18 protein-coding genes are annotated in these 16,889 nt (G+C 41.7%); 10 read left to right on the plus strand and 8 right to left on the minus strand.

The annotated features are described in order from the left end of the window. Positions 1-4 precede the first annotated feature (4 nt). Positions 5-1,291 (plus strand): MgtC/SapB family protein, encoded by a 1,287-nt coding sequence (locus B5Y40_RS22015; RefSeq protein ID WP_079688991.1) that lies wholly within the window; start codon positions 5-7, stop codon positions 1,289-1,291. Positions 1,292-1,366: 75 nt separating this feature from the next. Here B5Y40_RS22015 and B5Y40_RS22020 read toward each other — a convergent pair whose 3' ends face one another. From B5Y40_RS22020 to B5Y40_RS22040, 5 genes are all read right to left on the minus strand, one after another. Further along, on the minus strand, positions 1,367-2,554 hold the full coding sequence (locus B5Y40_RS22020) for a hypothetical protein (RefSeq protein WP_079688992.1): 1,188 nt from the start codon (positions 2,552-2,554) through the stop codon (positions 1,367-1,369). 87 nt (positions 2,555-2,641) lie between these two features. After that, a complete protein-coding gene (locus B5Y40_RS22025; protein WP_079688993.1) occupies positions 2,642-3,097 on the minus strand; it encodes an Hsp20/alpha crystallin family protein in 456 nt (151 codons plus the stop codon). Positions 3,098-3,349: 252 nt separating this feature from the next. Next, positions 3,350-3,712, minus strand: a complete 363-nt coding sequence (locus tag B5Y40_RS22030) for a response regulator (RefSeq protein ID WP_079688994.1) — start codon at positions 3,710-3,712, stop codon at positions 3,350-3,352. Further along, positions 3,709-5,238, minus strand: coding sequence for a sensor histidine kinase (locus B5Y40_RS22035; RefSeq protein ID WP_079688995.1), 1,530 nt, complete (start codon positions 5,236-5,238; stop codon positions 3,709-3,711). The genes B5Y40_RS22030 and B5Y40_RS22035 overlap by 4 nt, the downstream gene beginning before the upstream one ends. 140 nt (positions 5,239-5,378) lie before the next feature. Further along, positions 5,379-6,815: a L,D-transpeptidase family protein gene (locus B5Y40_RS22040; protein ID WP_079688996.1), complete on the minus strand. Its 1,437-nt coding sequence runs from the start codon at positions 6,813-6,815 to the stop codon at positions 5,379-5,381. Positions 6,816-7,124: 309 nt separating this feature from the next. Here B5Y40_RS22040 and B5Y40_RS22045 point away from each other — a divergent pair, with 309 nt between their 5' ends. Further along, a complete protein-coding gene (locus B5Y40_RS22045) occupies positions 7,125-7,475 on the plus strand; it encodes a hypothetical protein (RefSeq protein ID WP_143785878.1) in 351 nt (116 codons plus the stop codon). A gap of 165 nt (positions 7,476-7,640) precedes the next feature. Here B5Y40_RS22045 and B5Y40_RS22050 read toward each other — a convergent pair whose 3' ends face one another. Then, complete coding sequence (locus B5Y40_RS22050; RefSeq protein ID WP_079688998.1) at positions 7,641-8,192, minus strand: flavodoxin family protein; 552 nt, start codon at positions 8,190-8,192, stop codon at positions 7,641-7,643. A gap of 458 nt (positions 8,193-8,650) precedes the next feature. On the opposite strand from B5Y40_RS22050, the gene B5Y40_RS22055 reads away from it, so the two are divergent. From B5Y40_RS22055 to B5Y40_RS22080, 6 genes are all read left to right on the plus strand, one after another. Then, complete coding sequence (locus B5Y40_RS22055; RefSeq protein WP_079688999.1) at positions 8,651-9,418, plus strand: MlaE family ABC transporter permease; 768 nt, start codon at positions 8,651-8,653, stop codon at positions 9,416-9,418. 6 nt (positions 9,419-9,424) lie between these two features. Then, positions 9,425-10,159: an ABC transporter ATP-binding protein gene (locus B5Y40_RS22060; protein ID WP_079689000.1), complete on the plus strand. Its 735-nt coding sequence runs from the start codon at positions 9,425-9,427 to the stop codon at positions 10,157-10,159. Positions 10,160-10,161: 2 nt separating this feature from the next. Beyond that, complete coding sequence (locus tag B5Y40_RS22065; protein WP_079689001.1) at positions 10,162-11,148, plus strand: MlaD family protein; 987 nt, start codon at positions 10,162-10,164, stop codon at positions 11,146-11,148. 11 nt (positions 11,149-11,159) lie between these two features. Next, on the plus strand, positions 11,160-11,987 hold the full coding sequence (locus B5Y40_RS22070) for a universal stress protein (RefSeq protein WP_079689002.1): 828 nt from the start codon (positions 11,160-11,162) through the stop codon (positions 11,985-11,987). A 36-nt stretch (positions 11,988-12,023) separates the two neighbouring features. Further along, positions 12,024-13,121 (plus strand): sensor histidine kinase, encoded by a 1,098-nt coding sequence (locus B5Y40_RS22075; protein WP_159453778.1) that lies wholly within the window; start codon positions 12,024-12,026, stop codon positions 13,119-13,121. Positions 13,122-13,186: 65 nt separating this feature from the next. Then, positions 13,187-14,209, plus strand: coding sequence for a PAS domain-containing protein (locus B5Y40_RS22080; protein WP_079689004.1), 1,023 nt, complete (start codon positions 13,187-13,189; stop codon positions 14,207-14,209). A gap of 54 nt (positions 14,210-14,263) precedes the next feature. Here the strand turns inward: B5Y40_RS22080 and B5Y40_RS22085 are convergent, their stop codons facing one another. Further along, positions 14,264-14,839, minus strand: a complete 576-nt coding sequence (locus B5Y40_RS22085) for a hypothetical protein (RefSeq protein ID WP_143785879.1) — start codon at positions 14,837-14,839, stop codon at positions 14,264-14,266. Between the two features lie 222 nt (positions 14,840-15,061). On the opposite strand from B5Y40_RS22085, the gene B5Y40_RS22090 reads away from it, so the two are divergent. Together B5Y40_RS22090 and B5Y40_RS22095 are read left to right on the plus strand one after the other, a co-directional pair. Further along, positions 15,062-15,337 carry an HPF/RaiA family ribosome-associated protein gene (locus B5Y40_RS22090; protein ID WP_143785880.1) on the plus strand — a complete coding sequence of 92 codons (276 nt, stop codon included), beginning with the start codon at positions 15,062-15,064 and terminating at the stop codon, positions 15,335-15,337. 49 nt (positions 15,338-15,386) lie between these two features. Next, positions 15,387-15,881 carry a hypothetical protein gene (locus B5Y40_RS22095; RefSeq protein WP_143785881.1) on the plus strand — a complete coding sequence of 165 codons (495 nt, stop codon included), beginning with the start codon at positions 15,387-15,389 and terminating at the stop codon, positions 15,879-15,881. Between the two features lie 230 nt (positions 15,882-16,111). Here the strand turns inward: B5Y40_RS22095 and B5Y40_RS22105 are convergent, their stop codons facing one another. Further along, entirely contained in the window at positions 16,112-16,849 is a 738-nt protein-coding gene (locus B5Y40_RS22105) for a Crp/Fnr family transcriptional regulator (RefSeq protein ID WP_079689009.1), read from the minus strand. Between the last annotated feature and the right edge of the window lie 40 nt (positions 16,850-16,889).

The following is a 16,889-nucleotide window of genomic DNA, read 5'->3' on the forward strand; positions in this document are numbered from 1 at the left end:
GCTCATGCCAGATAGCATCGGTGCTTTTCTTACGCCTTATCTACTTTCGTTAATTGTATCAACAGGTATAGGATTAATCATTGGCTTGGAGCGTGAGTTCCGGAAGGTAAGCGATAAAGATCATTTTGCAGGAATAAGAACTTTCCCTTTGGTCTGCATATTAGGTTGTATTGTTACTTATATAGGGCGCGATATTTCGATATGGATTATCGTTGCAGCAGTTATCGCATTTATAGCTTTCATTGCCGTTACCTACTATGTACGATCGACAAAAGGCCATCAAGGTATAACCACGGAAATCTCATTAATTATAACCTTCATATTGGGAATGATGACCTCCCAGGAGCTCATTAAAGAATCTCTGGCCGCCACTGTGATAACGACTACGTTACTTACATTGAAAGGACAGTTTCACTCATTTGTTTTAAAGATCACCGAAGACGAACTTCTTGCATTTATCAAATTCATCGTCCTTAGTCTTCTTCTCTACCCTTTTTTGCCAGATCGTTATTATGGTGTAAACGGCATATTTAACCCGCAGGAGACTGGATTTATTGTGATTGTTGTTTCATCCATCAGCTTTGTGGGCTATCTGCTTATCAAATATACCGGTACAAATAAGGGTATATTACTGACGGCATTGTTAGGCGGCATTGTTTCAAGTACAGCTGTTGCCTGGACATTTGCTTCGAGAAGCAAAAAGTCTGGCCCATCACAATCTGCGTTATATGCTGCTGGTATAACACTTGCGTCGTCTATCATGTATCTGAGGGTTGTTGCTGTGGCAATGATCTTTAACCGTTCATTCGCTGCATTACTAATATTGCCCTGCGCAACCATGTTTATCCTGGGACTGATTTTCTCTCTGACTTTCATCAAGCAGAACAACACCACGATTGATGCTGCTAAGCCTATTCAACTTGGCAACCCGGTGAATATTCTGAATGCCTTTGGATTTGGTCTCCTCTACATTGCTATAGCTTACCTCGTATACTACAGTGAAAAACTTCTCGGTAACAAAGGCTTGATTCTTTCGGGTTTCATTTCTGGACTCGCAGATGTGGATGCCATTACAATCAATATCGCTAAACTATCACAAGACCATATTGCCCGTCATTCTGCTATGGCTGTTCTGCTAGCAACATTCAGCAATACCTTGATGAAAACTCTTATTGCATCACTGCGGGGAACTCCGGAATTAAGGAAGAAAGTAACACTTGCGATGGGTTCCATCATGGCGACAGCTATCCTGTTTATTATATTCTTCACGTTATGGCCTGACACTTTGTGACGTGTAATATATAGTTCAGGAAAATTTATATAGCTCCAGGAAAAGCCTATATATACCTTAACGATCCGTGCGATCTTACTCATGCCGGTGAGCGAATACATGCTGCCGGGACAGTTCATTTTTTTGCAGTAGCTCAGCCATCCATATATCAAGATATTGTAGGATTCCCTGCAGATCAGCACTGAAGCCATTTTCGACATACGCACCAGATACTGCCATCCCAAGTAACATACATTGTGCAGATGAAAACCCTAAAAGCATTCCAAGGCAGTAGCCTGCATTGAGGTTGTCTCCTCCGCCCGTTAACACTTTCGGTTTGAGTACCAGTCGGCCATTGAGTTCATTTGCCTCATGCTGGTGAAAAAGAATACAGCGATCAACAGGATGCACCAGCAGGGCATCAATGTTCATGGATTTATATAGGGAATCGCCTGCCTGTTTTACCGGAGGTAGCCCGGGGCTGTCGGTTATATAGTCAATTCCGCGTAAGGCTGCATAGATCTTGAGCGTTTCATTTTCATTTAGGCCCAGCGTTACTTTTCCATAGCAGGAAAAAGAACTGACCAGGTCAAGAACCTCATCAATTTGCTCGGTAGTTTTCTTTGATGGATCACACAAGTCAAAGAAGAATAAGTAATCCTTTCGCTTCGATGGCTTAATAATATCTTCAAGCATACCTTCCCAAATATTACTGGCATGTGGCAGGTTCGCCCAATCCACAAATGCAATCAATGTACTGTCAGAAATTGCTTTATGAATTGCCTCTATACCTGCAATTTTTATTATGTATTCCCATGTATACTGATCAAAGACTTCGAGCTCCGAAAATATAAGTTTACCATCGCTAAATTCGATAGCATCACTTTGCCCCGGATTTAAAACGCTGATCGTTTCACTCCGCGGATTCATACCAGAGAACACTTGATGCAGCTGCGGGTATCCCATACTTCCCAGGCAGTATGTTTGTATTCCCAATCGACCAAGCGTATCCGCCAGAATTGGCGCGTTTCCTCCAAATTTGACGCGCTGTGTATCCATTTGAATCTGACCGCTCTTTCCACATGCAAGAAGGATTCTATTGGCAAAATCCCGAATCGAGTCGAAATATAGTGTGCGCGTATTCTGCTTTTCCATGACCGCCCGCTTGATCTTATCGACAAATCCATCAAATCCTACAAACACCTTTTTGCTCGCTGCGGAGTTGTGCTGTGAGCTTCGCAGCAACTCTTGCAATTCCGACAAAGCAGAGATCGTGGTATCCATATAGTTATATATATATACTTATTTATCTATCACATCAATCTGGTAAACAAAGGGCGGTACAAGTCCACCCTTTGTTTTTTCTCCTGCTCAAGACACGGCAACCTTTTGTGTCGGTCTCGCCGGAGTTTCTTTCTCTTTAGGAATTGACACCTTCAGAACACCGTTCTCATACTTAGCATCGATGCTTCCCTCTTTTACATTGTCAGGTAAACTGAAGGATCGTATAAAGGAATTGAATGAATATTCTCTCCGGGAATATTCGCCATTCTTCTCCTTCTTTTCTTCTTCTTTCTCGGCGCTGATTCTCAGCACATGATTCTCGACTTCGACGTTAAAATCTTTCCGTTCCAGTCCTGGAGCTGCAAGCTCGAGTTTAAATTCTTTGGACGTTTCAGTCACGTTTGCCGTTGGTATATTTATACCCAGGCGTGAAGGAAAAAGATCGCTTTCCAAATCTATGAAATCACGATCGAATAGTGGTGTGCCGAAGAAATCGGAAACCAGTGCGGGAAGACCTCCATTTTTTTTTACTGTTAAGTTCATATTTACCTCCTTGTTTTTTCTTAAAAGTATACCTCTACGCACTATTCACCGATGACAGCCATCAGCACTGTCCAAGATTTTTGTCGTCTTATATCAACATAAAATACAACCGGAAGTCGGAAACAACATTAACCAAGCACAATATTAAAACAGATGTATATATTGTTTAAGTACTCAAACAGGCACCTGTATGACAAGGGTATATTTTCCAGTACTCTTATTTGCTATAATCCGGGGTTGGAGCCAGATTTGTTATTCAACACATGTATTAATCAACTGTACAAGTTCATCAACATCAAACGGCTTGCGGATATACCCATAAGCGCCCATGTCCATGGCCAGTTTTACCTCGCTCTTTTCACAACTGGCAGTAATGTATATAAAGGGGATGGACGCTGTTAGCGGGTTCGCTTTCAATTCCCTGATAACCTGATAACCATCTATACCGGGCATCATAATATCACATAATATAACATCAGGTTTTGAATCAACCGCCAGCGTAATTCCATGACGGCCATTGTCCGAACTGAGAACGGTAAACCCGGTGAGTTCCAGAATTTCCCCAGTGTTTTCCCTGATCTCCAGGTTGTCTTCTATAATTAATACAGTTTTCATGGGTAGATAGCTTTCGGTATTTTTACTGTGAAGGTCGTTCCCTCTTCCTGTTTGCTTATGCAGGAAATCTCGCCTCCCATCACTTCAACATATCTTTTCACAATCGTTAACCCGAGACCTGTTCCCTGTATATTGCCCGTGTTCTTAGCTCTGAAAAATTTACTATAGAGATATTTCTGTTCCTCTTCCGGAATCCCTATCCCGCGATCTGCTACCGCTATAATAAGGGCGTCCGGATTGAGAGTCGATGTCACTGTAACAACAGACGCCTCGGGAGAATATTTCATAGAGTTCGACAGCAGGTTCACTAATATATAGCGAAGTTTCTTCTGATCCACTGTTACATTGGTATCCCCTTCATGCAGAATCAATACCTGTTGATCTTTCCTGCGTGTAGCCTGAACATCCTCTACTACTTCGTTCATAAACTGCCCTATATCAATTGTATCGTATTCCGTTTCAACCTTACCCTGATCAAGTTTATCAAGAGAAAGAAAATCATTGAGGATATTCGTAAGATTACTAACCGATGACTTGATACGGGTGAGGTGCTTTTGAATACGTTCGTCATGTTGTAATGCTACGTATCGTTCAATAAGTGACGTACTCGACAGAACAATACTCAAGGGTGTTCTGAACTCATGGGATGCCATGGATACAAAACGGGATTTGAGTTCGCTCATTTCCTTCTCACGGTCTAGTGCCCGATAGAGTTCAGCGGTTCTGGTTTGCACCAATTGTTCAAGTTCTTCCTGCATCATACGCTGGTCGTGTATATCAGAACAAGAGCCTATAAAACCGGTAAATATATTATCAATGTAGGTTGGCTTTCCTACATCCTGAATCCACCGATACTGCCCATCATGACGGCGCAGTCTATACTCCATTACAAAGGATTGTCTTCTATCAAATGCGTTCGTATAGGTGAGCATACATTGTTCGAGGTCTTCAGGAAGAATTCCCGTTGCCCATCCGCTACCAAGCTCTTCTTCAATTTGTCTGCCTGTATAACCAAGCCAGGTATTATTAAAGTAAGTACAATTTTTATCCAAGCCGGAAACCCAAATCATAACCGGCGAATTTTCTGCCATACTCCTGAACCAGGCTTCGCGTTCGGCGACAAGTTTTTTGGTTTTAACTTGATCCGTTATATCTGTTACAAATGCAACTGCTAAAGTTTCACCATCTAACTCGTAATGTCCAAGGCTTATTGCAACCGGAAATACCTCTCCATTTTTTTTACGCCCGTAAAGCTCCATCCCCAATCCCATGGGTCGCGTTTTGGGCTTAGCGAAATACCCGCTGCGATGATGTGCATGGCGAGCCCGAAGGTCATCCGGTAAAAGAACCTCAATGGGTTGACCTATTAACTCAGCAGGCGAATATGCAAAGAGCCCCTCAGCACACGGGTTTGCAAGCCCAATACTTCCTTGTTCATTAATAACCAATATACTGACGGTAGCACACTCAAAGAGAACACGGAAACCAGCCTCACTTTCAAGAGAAATGACCTTTTGTTCCACCACTGTAAGATTTTGTTAAACGAAGCTAACAAAAAACAGTATGAAAAGCATCTTGGGTTTAACAACACTCTTATGAATGAATGCTCGATATCCCCCAAGTAAAAAAATAATACACTTTACATCTGGGGTAATTCCGGACAAGGTCATTTCAAAGATACGCTATATAGTTTATGAGTCATTCGGTGGTCCACCATATATATATCTTTGTAAACATGGAACTGGTTATCCCGGAAATCACATGTATAGTAACGGATATAAATAGGTATAGGATCATACAGGTTTATTGTATGGCGTGATTCTTCCTTCAGATAACGTACAATCTTCGGAGACTTTTTATTCAACTCACCTGTAACCAGATAATGTGAAAGTTCAATTGCTTTTTCGAGGCGAACACAACCGTGACTAAAAGCTCTCACCTCACTGTTGAACAATTTCTTGGCGTTGGTGTCATGCAAAAAAATAGCGTATGGATTATCAAAAACGAATTTTACAATTCCCAGAGAATTCTCCGTTCCCTCGCGTTGTCGCAGCAGCACGGGAAAATGGTTTTTGCTAAACCTATACCAGTCAACACTATCGGGATTTAGCAAGGTCCCATCTTTATTAAGGACATCGATATGGTTTCGCGTTATAAAGGAAATGTCTTTTTGAATTACCGGCAGGTATTCCTCGGCCGCTATTTTGCGCGGTATGTGCCAATAGGGATAGGTTACCAAGCATTCAATTCTGCTGCTTATTTCGGGTGTGGGAGTCTTGGGAGTACCCACAATAACCTTTGATTCAAATATCACCGAGTCGTCTTCCACCAAGTAAAGCATAAAGGCCGGAATGTTGATGAATATATACCGGCGGCCTGTCATATGCTCCAGTCTCCACCGCTCGAGATTAACTTCCAGTGTTTGCAATACTTTATTCGTTTGCTCCGGTATATCTGCCAAATGCAATAACACAGTTTCATGCTGGTTTCCTGGGAGGGAATCAATCAATAATCGAATTGCCTTTTTTAGTGAGCGATAACCAAAGTGTGCAGGCTCAAATCTTGAAATTCCGTCAATAACATTCCCATCCACGGAGACTTGCTCAAGAGAGGACAATGACAACGAATCAGTCCGGAAAGTTGCAACGGCTGTTTGACCGCTACCTATATGCTGTACAATGGAAATATAGGCATCTGTCAAAAGCGACTCCATGCGAGTAAAATCGCTCGGGGTAAGCAATCTATTCTTTAAATTTTGTATTTCACCGCTGTGATACCGATCAGGATACAATCCATGATACCGTGCATGGTTAATAAAGTAAATAAGAGAATCTGCGGCAGGCTGTAACTTGTCATGCGAGCACCAAAAGAGTTCCTCCCTTCGTTTTTCATAAAAACCTCTGATGAGTTGCACCTTGAGTCCGGCATAACATGCATCGGCTGTATCCGTTGGCATTGTAGTATGATGTACTTGAACAAAGCTGATTACTTCACTTGCCTCACTTGCAGAGGAAGACTTTTGGCTTGTGGTTTTACTGCAACCTGATAAAGCCATTCCGGCAAGCGGTATAATGATAGCTATGAATAAAAAATTGACTCTCATGATTTAAAATTGACCCTACGTGAAAGTTCGTTGAATAAAGTACCTCTAACCATGACCAGGGTCATACTCGTCCATGATGTTTATCGCATGGCGAGTAGCCTTCGAGTGTTAACGCATATAGGATCACCGCAGCTATGGAGCCTATATAATATTTACCTGACTTTAATCAGGAATGTAGAGAACTTTTAACATTGTATTACGCAGATATAGCTGGTAGCTTGACTATATATTTTAAAGTTCAAAACTATGATATCCCCTATCGCAACAACAAAAAATTATATCCTCCAGCCTTCATTACTTGCCAAACACATGAAAACTCTGGAGTGGCTATCGGCAACTGCCTTCTGGAAAAAAGAGATGCTGTTCTTTCGGAAACTACTCGATGAGTATGCCGGCAAGTTTACGGCAGATGATGATCATAAGAAGGTGCATCATCTCCAAAATATCGTCACCTACTATAAGGATGAGTTAATTGACAGCCTTGCCGCCAAGCTACGACTTCATGAAAAAAAGCTTGCCGACATGCTGGAGACCAAAGATGAGTTGAATACGGTATACATTAAAGAACACATAGCACTTATGCAGGAACTACAATCCGCCAACGACCAGGTGAGAGACTATAAAGAGGAGTTATTTTGCCTAATTGAAAAAGCAATGTAACCAGAATAAAGCCTGACCCAAGCGGCTGACATCACAAAGACAAAAGGCAGCAGCATGTGCAGAACTACAAACGTATACCCGAGGGTAAAGGGCTTCGACACAAATAAATTATCAATCAATTGCTGAGAGCTATAGAACGGATAGGAATACACAACATCAGAAATTCTACCCGGCCTTTCTTTCGCGTGCATCCGATGCTTTTCCACCACGCAGAAAATCATCGATTGCCACGTTAAACTTTATCATATCATCCGATTGAATTCTGTAGCTGGAAGTATATTTCATTGTATTTTTCTTATCCCCGGAAAGAAGGTTATTTATGGAGAGTTCTTGTACCAAACTTGGCTCATGACCTAAAATTTTAGTCAGATTCGTTACCAGCTTTTCTTTTTGATCAGTTTGTCCCCCACAGATTGTAATAAATGAATAATCACTTATATAAAATCGCTCTTCAACTAAAAAAGTTTTTAAGGGTGAGGCAATTTTACCTGCCCATATAGGAGCAACAAATATATACCGATCATACGAACCCACATCGAACAGCCGTGGCTTGATTTTAGGAATTCTGTTGAATACCAGGTCTAACATGATTGCAAAAGCATTTCGCTTCTTCACCTCTTCGATTTTAAAAATATCACATTTTAGTTTTTCCTGAAGTACGTTGGCAAGCACTTCGTTGTTATGGGTATACGAATAGTAAACAATCAGCGTTTTCATACTTTGCTATTTAGGTATATACTTCTCATTAATTATACATCACAATACAAACTATGGAAAATTATCAAAACCATGCATGCAGGTTTAGTCATCCATAACAATGATAAAGTAACGGCACAAACAAAATACTCGGGGTGATGAAAATCACGATAATGAAAGAATATTATCACAGGTGATAATTCTATTATCGCATCACGAGAAGTCAAAAGACATCTATAGCATGTAAAAAGTTAATATACTCCATACCGGTATGATAACTGCTACAGGAACTCAACGTCGCAAGGAATTACAGACTTCATCAAAAGTAGTATAGTGGACAATATGGCAAACACATAACTGCTGGTGTGGGATATATACTTCCAGAATGAGTATGATAATTATCATACAACCACATTGACAATCGTCAGTAGTTCCCAATAGTCCATGAGGCATATTTGACTAATAGAAATATAATTAACGTGGCATCGCAATCAAACACCAAATTCCTTACCGAAACCGGAGACACCGCAAGATTTGCTGTCAGGTTTTTCAAGGAACTATTTAAACAACACCAGGAAGTTGATGAATTTCTCAGGCAATGTTTTTGGGTTGGGTACAAGTCCTTGCCATTGGTGGTCACCACTGCTTTCATTATGGGGTTGGTGCTGACAATTCAATCCAGACCCACATTGGTTGAATTTGGAGCAGAATCCCTGTTGCCGGCTATGGTTGCCGTCTCGCTGGTACGTGAGATCTCACCCGTCATTACAGCTCTTATCTGCGCAGGCAAAATAGGTTCTGGGATGGGTGCGGAATTAGGTTCTATGCGAGTAACCGAGCAGATCGATGCGATGGATGTATCCGGCACAAATCCCTTTCGATATCTTATCGTTACCCGCATACTGGCAACCACGCTCATGCTTCCTATACTATCAAGCTTGTCTAATGCTGTATCGCTATATGGCGGCTACCTCGGAGTAAACATCCGAGGTGAGGTTAGTTGGCATCTATACTGGACGCAAGTCTTCAATGCTCTGAGTTTTGGCGATGTACTTCCATCGTTGATCAAAACATTTTTCTTTGGATTTGCTATAGGAGTTATCGGATGTTATAAGGGGTATAATTCTAAAAAAGGAACTGAGGGAGTTGGCAGATCGGCGAACTCTGCGGTCGTTGTCGCCTCGCTACTTGTATTTATCATTGACCTGATTGCCGTTCAGATCACAGATCTTCTCGGCTTAACCTGAATCGTCATGAATAAGGCTGTCATCAAAGTAAATAAGTTGAATAAATCTTTTGGAGATAACCACGTATTGCGTGATTTAAACTTGACTTTATTGAATGGCGAGACGCTGGCCGTGCTGGGAAAATCGGGGTCGGGCAAATCGGTTTTGATCAAGTGTATTATTAGTTTAATAGAACCCGACGATGGAAAAGTAATCGTACTTGACAACGATGTTAATGAGATAAATCAGGATGAGCTGGATATACTTCGCGCCAGAGTAGGTTTTCTTTTTCAGAGCAATGCACTATATGATTCAATGACGGTGCGGGAAAATCTGGAATTTCCGCTGCGAAGACATTGGGAGAAAGGTATGCGAGAAACCAAGGCGGAGGCTGCAGTACAGGAGGTGCTTGAGGATGTCGGTTTGGCGCATACCGTGGATATGATGCCAGAGGAACTTTCGGGGGGCATGCGTAAGCGAATTGCACTGGCGCGAACCTTAATTCTGCGACCTTCGATCATTCTCTATGATGAACCTACCACTGGTCTGGATCCTGTTACAGCGCGCGAAATAAGTGAGCTCATTGTTGAGGTTCAGAAAAAGTATAACACTTCATCTATAGTTATATCACACGATATGCATTGTATTAATACAACGGCAAATCGGGTCGTCATGCTAATCGATGGCAGGTGTTATGCTGAGGATACCTATGAAAATCTTCAGCTCTCTATGGATCCAAGAATCAGGGAATTTTTTGAATAGCCATGAAAAATAAAACCGTCGATAACGCCAAGGTCGGACTATTTGTAGTAGCGGGAATTATATTCCTGGTATTCACGCTATATATGATCGGCAAAAACCGTAACCTGCTGGGGACCACATTTATCATAAAGGCAATTGTGAGTAACGTTAATGGGCTTGTGCCCGGTAATAACGTTCGCTTCAAGGGTATAGATGTAGGCACTGTCAAATCCGTCAGCGTGGAGAATGATACGGCCATTGTCGTTACGATGCTCATCGATGAAAAACTGAAATCGTTTATAAAGAAAAATGCAATTGCTTCCATTGGTACCGATGGACTGATGGGGAACAAGCTTATTAATATAAATTCACAACCAGGCCATGCGGAACCGGTACACGAAGGAGACATAATCTTCTCCAGAAAAGCTGTGGAGACAGATGAGATGTTGAGAACACTGAATACAACCAACGACAACATCGCCAGGATTTCAACCAACCTGTATGAGATCACTGAAAAACTTAACCGCAGCGAGAGCCTGTGGACATTGCTGTCGGATACAGTCATTACGCAAGATCTTCGTTTAGCTGTGCACGACTTCAGAATTGCAGGCAAAAGCACCGCTTCATTTACCAGAAACGCCAACGGTATTGTTGAAAAATTTCAAAGCGGTGATGGCCTTATCAACCGACTCTTTATGGATACAACACTTGCCGGTCAGTTGAACTCTTCACTGCAACAAATTCAGGATGCCAGTGTGAAGACTTCAGAAATGATGAAAGACTTGCGGCATGTAGTTGAGGACATGAAGGAAGGAGAAGGCACAGCAGGATTAATACTCTCTGACACACTTTTACGCGAGAAACTTTTCAAAAGTGCCTCCAACATCGAACAAGGTACAGAGCGATTTAATGAAAACATGGAAGCCCTCAAACATAACTTTCTGTTTAGGTCCTATTTTAAGAAAAAGGAAAAGCAACAAAGAGACAGCACACAGGCCAATAAAAACTAAACCTGAATGTCATGAAAAACATAAAGAATATACTTTGTCCGACCGACTTCTCCCCAGCCGCGCAGAATGCTATAGCATATGCTGCTAAACTTGCGCAGATCGTTCAGGGAGATCTGACTTTACTCCATGTTCAATCTGTATTTGACTTTACCCCGGCATCCCTGGTGTCAGGAAAAAAAATCCTCCTTACCAATGCTGTCGAGCAATTAGAAACACAATGCACAGAAGTGAGTCGTGCCTTTAAGATATCCTGTTACCCTGAAGTTGAATCCAGTGCGAGCAAGCTGAGCACTGTAATCCACGAGAAGGCAAAAAACTTTGATATCATTGTTATGGGCACCGATGGAGCCGATGATTGGTATCAATTCTTCGGTGGAAGCAACACCTATAATGCCATCGCCCGAAGTGAAACACCTCTCCTGCTTATACCGTCAGGCTATATCTTCAGCGAGATCAAAACCATGGTATATGCATTCGACTATTTAAAAGAAAGACATCTCCCCATAACCCATCTGCTTCCTATTGTCAAGGCTCTCAACTGTAAGCTAACGATTCTTCAAGTGATCGAAGAAGCGTATAGCCAGGACGTTGAAGATGATTTAAAAGAGCTCCAATATATCATTGGCAATTTTTATGGCGAGGACCTACATTTTGATTACAGTACGATCCGATCTAACGATGTTGCCCAGGCAATAAACAGCTATATAGTACGAAATCAACCCGACTCATTGGTCTTATGTTCAGTTCACAGAAACATTATCCAACGCTTGTTTCACAACAGCCTCATCAAGAAGATTACTGCCTTTTGTAATTATCCTTTATTTGTAATTCACTCCTGAGTAGAAAAAAAACATTTTGAAAACTACTTTATGTCTATGACTAAACCACTCAACAGGCTAAAGCTGGATAAAATCAATCTGGAAAAGGTTTTCAACTTCCTACCATACCCTTTGCTTGTATCGGAATTAATCAATGGCGTTCGTCAGAATATATTTGTGAACAAAGCCTTTGAGGAAGAAATTGGTTTTCCCCTGTGTGAAATTCCTACGATCGATAGTTGGTTTGAAAAGGCCTATGCCGATACCGCATACAGGTCTCTGATTATCTCGGAATGGAAGCAACAGGAAAGTATGGCAAATCATTCCGGAGCTGATGCCATTGTCATGCAGGCGAAGATTAATACAAAATCTTCCGTAGACCAATGGTATGAGGTAAAAGCAACCATCCACGGAGAGATACAATTTGTTGCCTTCATGAACATCGATAAAGAGATTCGCAAGGAGGAAGAAATGGAAAAGCTGATTGAAAATAAAGATCGCATACTGTCAATTCTAAGTCACGATCTTCGCTCGCCCCTTGGCAACTTATCTAGTGTGATTCAGCTCGCGCTGGACGGTAACCTTACCGATGATGAGCGTAACAGTATCCTTTTAAAATTAAATCACCAGATTTTTCAGATGCAAGAATTTTTAGACACAACCTTGCATTGGAGCAGATCTTCGTTTGAAGAAACGAAAATAGTATATAGGCAAGTATATAGTAGTTATAGAATCAACAGCATTCTATCCCTTTACAATGACACGATTGAGCGTAAACACATCCGGGTCACTATTGAGCTACGCAACCAAGTTATTTTAACCGATGAGGGTATATTTACTATCGTAATCAGAAATCTCATATCGAATGCCATCAAGTTCACACCGGTTGGAGGTGAGGTTATCATACGTGAATATCAGCAAAACGATTGTTCCATTGTCGAAATTCAAAACTCTGGCATCGGTATCGGAAATGCAAAAATTAGTGCTATTCTCTCCGGTGACTACATTTCAGAAAAGGGTACACAGGGAGAGAATGGTCTCGGGTTAGGCTTGAAATTATGCCTGCAACTTCTCACAAAGCTGCAAGGCAAAATGAGCATTGAAAGCTCAGCGGGGCACTCTACTTTCCGTGTTCATTTACCCTACAAAGGGTAACCAGAAAGAGTAGCATGAAACATATAACCAGAGTATAAGTTTATAAGTATATATCATGATGTCCTATGAGTGATCAATCTGTGCAGAAGATATCATCGCCGTTGCTATACCTGGCGGATGCATTGCCAGGGGTAACCTACCAGATAACGCTTCTTCCCCACATAACCATCAGTTATGTGAGCAAAGGTGTCACTACACTTCTGGGGGTACCCCCGGACGAATTGCTATTTAAACCCACAGCTTTTTATCGTCAATTTTTGGCCCCAGCGGACAAACAGATCATAGACCACAAGATCGAAATTGCGCAGCACTCTCATAAACTCGAAAAACTTCAATTACAGATAATCGATATCTTTGAGAAACCTCGTATTGTTGACGATTGGTTTGTTGGCGTGTTTAATGACGATAATGAGTTGACTGCTATTGAAGGATATATAGCAGAGAGTAAACGAACACCAACAGAATGGAATTTGCTAAACCAACTGAAAGCATACCGGAATGCGATTGATGTAAATATTATTTCTTCTATAACCGATACCCACGGCGTGATAACCTATGCGAACGAAAATTTTCAGAGGGTCTCCAAATATAACCAGGAAGAGCTTGTTGGACATAATCACAGCGTGGTACGATCAGGGTACCATTCAAGAGAATTTTTTAAAGAACTCTGGCAAACTATATCTTCCGGCAAACGGTGGAGCGGTGAGATTCTAAACCGTGCAAAAGATGGCACGCTCTACTGGGTTGATACAGTAATAATTCCCATTTTCAACGAAGAGCGCGTCATCACCAGTTATCTTTCTCTGCGTACGTTAATCACGGACCGTAAAAATGCAGAGCTGCAGAAGGATGGCTATATACGGGTGTTGGAAGACATTGCGCACATCGTTGCCCACGATGTGCGGGGTCCGGTATGCAGTATTATAGGGTTAACCAATCTTATACAAACCTATACTAATGTCCCAGACACGCTGCGTCAACCGCTGGATTATCTCAGACTTGCCACCAATCGCCTCGATGATCTTACCCATAAGTTGTCGGACAAAATATACTCCACTGAAATGGATCTTCGGGCCAAAGACAAATAAATGGAATGAAATTAAAGCACGAACCGCTGAAGATTGTCCAGGTATATACATAGCTCAAAAATAAAATCGGATGCCGTTACTAAAAACAAAACCATTGCTATAACGAGGGCTGTTTTCAAGCTTGTCTGCATAGGCATCTGCATAATTAATTCCTATACCAAAGTTATAGCAAAGGTTAGTGTTACCGGTTTGGAGTAAAAACACCTCAATTCCAACCAAGGCATTTACTCCTGTTATTACTTTCTTTTCAGAAACTCCCGATTGAGGAATAATAAGTACGGGCCCTAAATCTATATACAAACGGCTCCGTTCATTGATATGGGAGTAGACAACAACACTAGAGCTCAACATTGAAAACACTCCCCATCTATCAAATTGCACCTTGTAAGCTTCCAACCAATGCACACTACTTGTAATCCTCACGCCTACGCGATGATGCATGACAGGTAACGTGACTTCCAGACCAATCCAGGAATTATCGGTCAGCTGACCCGCTGAAACACCTACCGAAAAATGTTTTATATCTTCCCTGGTATATGCATTATCCTGAGTAAACACTGGAGTATACGCCACTACCATAGCCATGGTCATGATGAACATCAACCCGGAAAATCTTAAAGAGTCATGCATAGCAAAAATTGATTGGGAGATCGAAACTATATAGAGCTAACCGCATGTATTATGATGTCGATCATCGAAAGAGTTGATTATGATCATGACCGAGGTGCGCATATCAAAAAAGACTAAAATCATTGGCGTTAGAGACATTGGTCATTACATAAGATATAGTGAGGATATATCTTTAATACCACGACAGTTCAACGACTAAAGCACTTGATAATTGGATACTCCATGAAACTAACAATTCAGACACCGCATTTCGATGTACAAGAAAAACTTCTAAATTTTGCAGAAGAACATATCCGGAAACTTCATCTCTTAAATGATAGAATTCTGGAAGCACAGGTGTGCATGAAACTTGACAAATCAGACAGAGGAGACAACAAGGTCTGTGAAATTAAGCTCATCGTACCCGGCAATGATTTGTTTGCATCTAAGCGATGCAACTCATTTGAGGACGCAATCCTGAAGTCAGTGTCTGCGCTCAGACACCAGCTTGAACGGTGAGAAACAGCGCACAGCCAGCATACCGAAAACACGCCTAACCCAAATACTTATGGAAACTGATTATACATCTACCCCCTATATTATCACCAACATAATTGCGATCTTCACCGCTATCATATCCATGATACGGCCGAATATAGGGCGTGTGCTTTTAAGTGGTATATTTATAGGAGCAGCGGCTTTCAATGGTTTTACAGCCTGGAAAAATCCTGACTTGTACTTACTGTTTGGCGAGTTAACCACCAGCGGCCTTTACCGCTCTATAATACTAGGTCCGTTCAGCAGGCACATCGAGCTCTATATATCTATACTTGTATGCTATCAGGTCCTTGTCGGGGCATTCCTGCTCTATAACGGCAAGCTAATGAAGGCAGCCATGCTTGCAGGTACTATTTTCCTGTTGGGCATTGCCCCACTGGGGATAGGCTCTGCATTTCCTGCCCCGCTCATCCTGGCAACATCATTAATAATACTTATTCGCAGGAAAATTGAATATAGTATATATGAAGGCATGGGGCGAAAAATAAAGCACTTCCCTCACTAACACCCGGTTACTTCGTCTAAGGGATATTCCTCACTTTCTTATTCTTGCGTATATAGGAATATTTCCGATCGGTAAGCGTAATGAGTATTGCAAACCAAGGAGACTTTTCTGGTCCAGAATCTTGGATCTTTTTAAAACCATGATTGCCTGGGCCTTGTTGACATGTTTTGTCGTCCCTGCGCGTTCCCTTATCCATCGAATCAAAATACAATGGCACCGCTTCCATCGAATTATGGAATGTTGCTTCGTGATTTTTTTTGATTGAGTCCCAACAAGTTTGCTTCTTTTATAATTCGCTTCCGATCGACAATACGAATTGTTTTATCCGTCTTGTCAATGATTCCCTCCCGTTTAAACTCTTGTAGTTGTCGTACCAGCGTTTCTTTAGCGGTACCCACCAAGTTAGCAAGATCTGTTCGGGACAACTGTATATCACTTGCTATATCTGACTGTTTTGACGAATTAAATTTCATGTCCAACAGCAAGAGGTTAAAAGCAAGTCGCTCTCTTACCGATTTCGTTCTGAGATTTGTTATACTGTTAATAAACAAGCTAAACTCATGACCCAGCGCCTTTAGTAATGCATTCGACAACGTAGCGGAGCTGCGCAGGACTTTCACAAAATCATCCTTGGGAATGAAGGTGATCTGCGAATCAATAATGGTAGCGGCTGAGTCGGAGTATAACTCCTCTCCCAGCAGGGCGTGATATCCGATTAACTCCCCCTCACCACATAAATAGAAGATTTGCTCCCCTCCTTTGGCAGTTGTTTTAAACTTCTTTACAACACCAGACCTTATGTAATATATACCTGTGGGAATACCTCCATCGCGAAAAAGCATTTCGCCTTTTTTATACACATGTGTAACGCCAGGCCCTAAGAGCGCTTCTTGCTCCTGAACGGTCAGTTGTTCAAAAAGCTGATCGGTTTTAAGGCGGGAGTTTCCTGATAAAATTTTCGTGATCATTACCGTAATTCTTTCGCCCAATTTAATTTTTATAAGTCAA

It is taken from the genome of Ohtaekwangia koreensis (assembly GCF_900167975.1).
Classification (GTDB): Bacteria; Bacteroidota; Bacteroidia; order Cytophagales; family Cyclobacteriaceae; genus Ohtaekwangia; species Ohtaekwangia koreensis.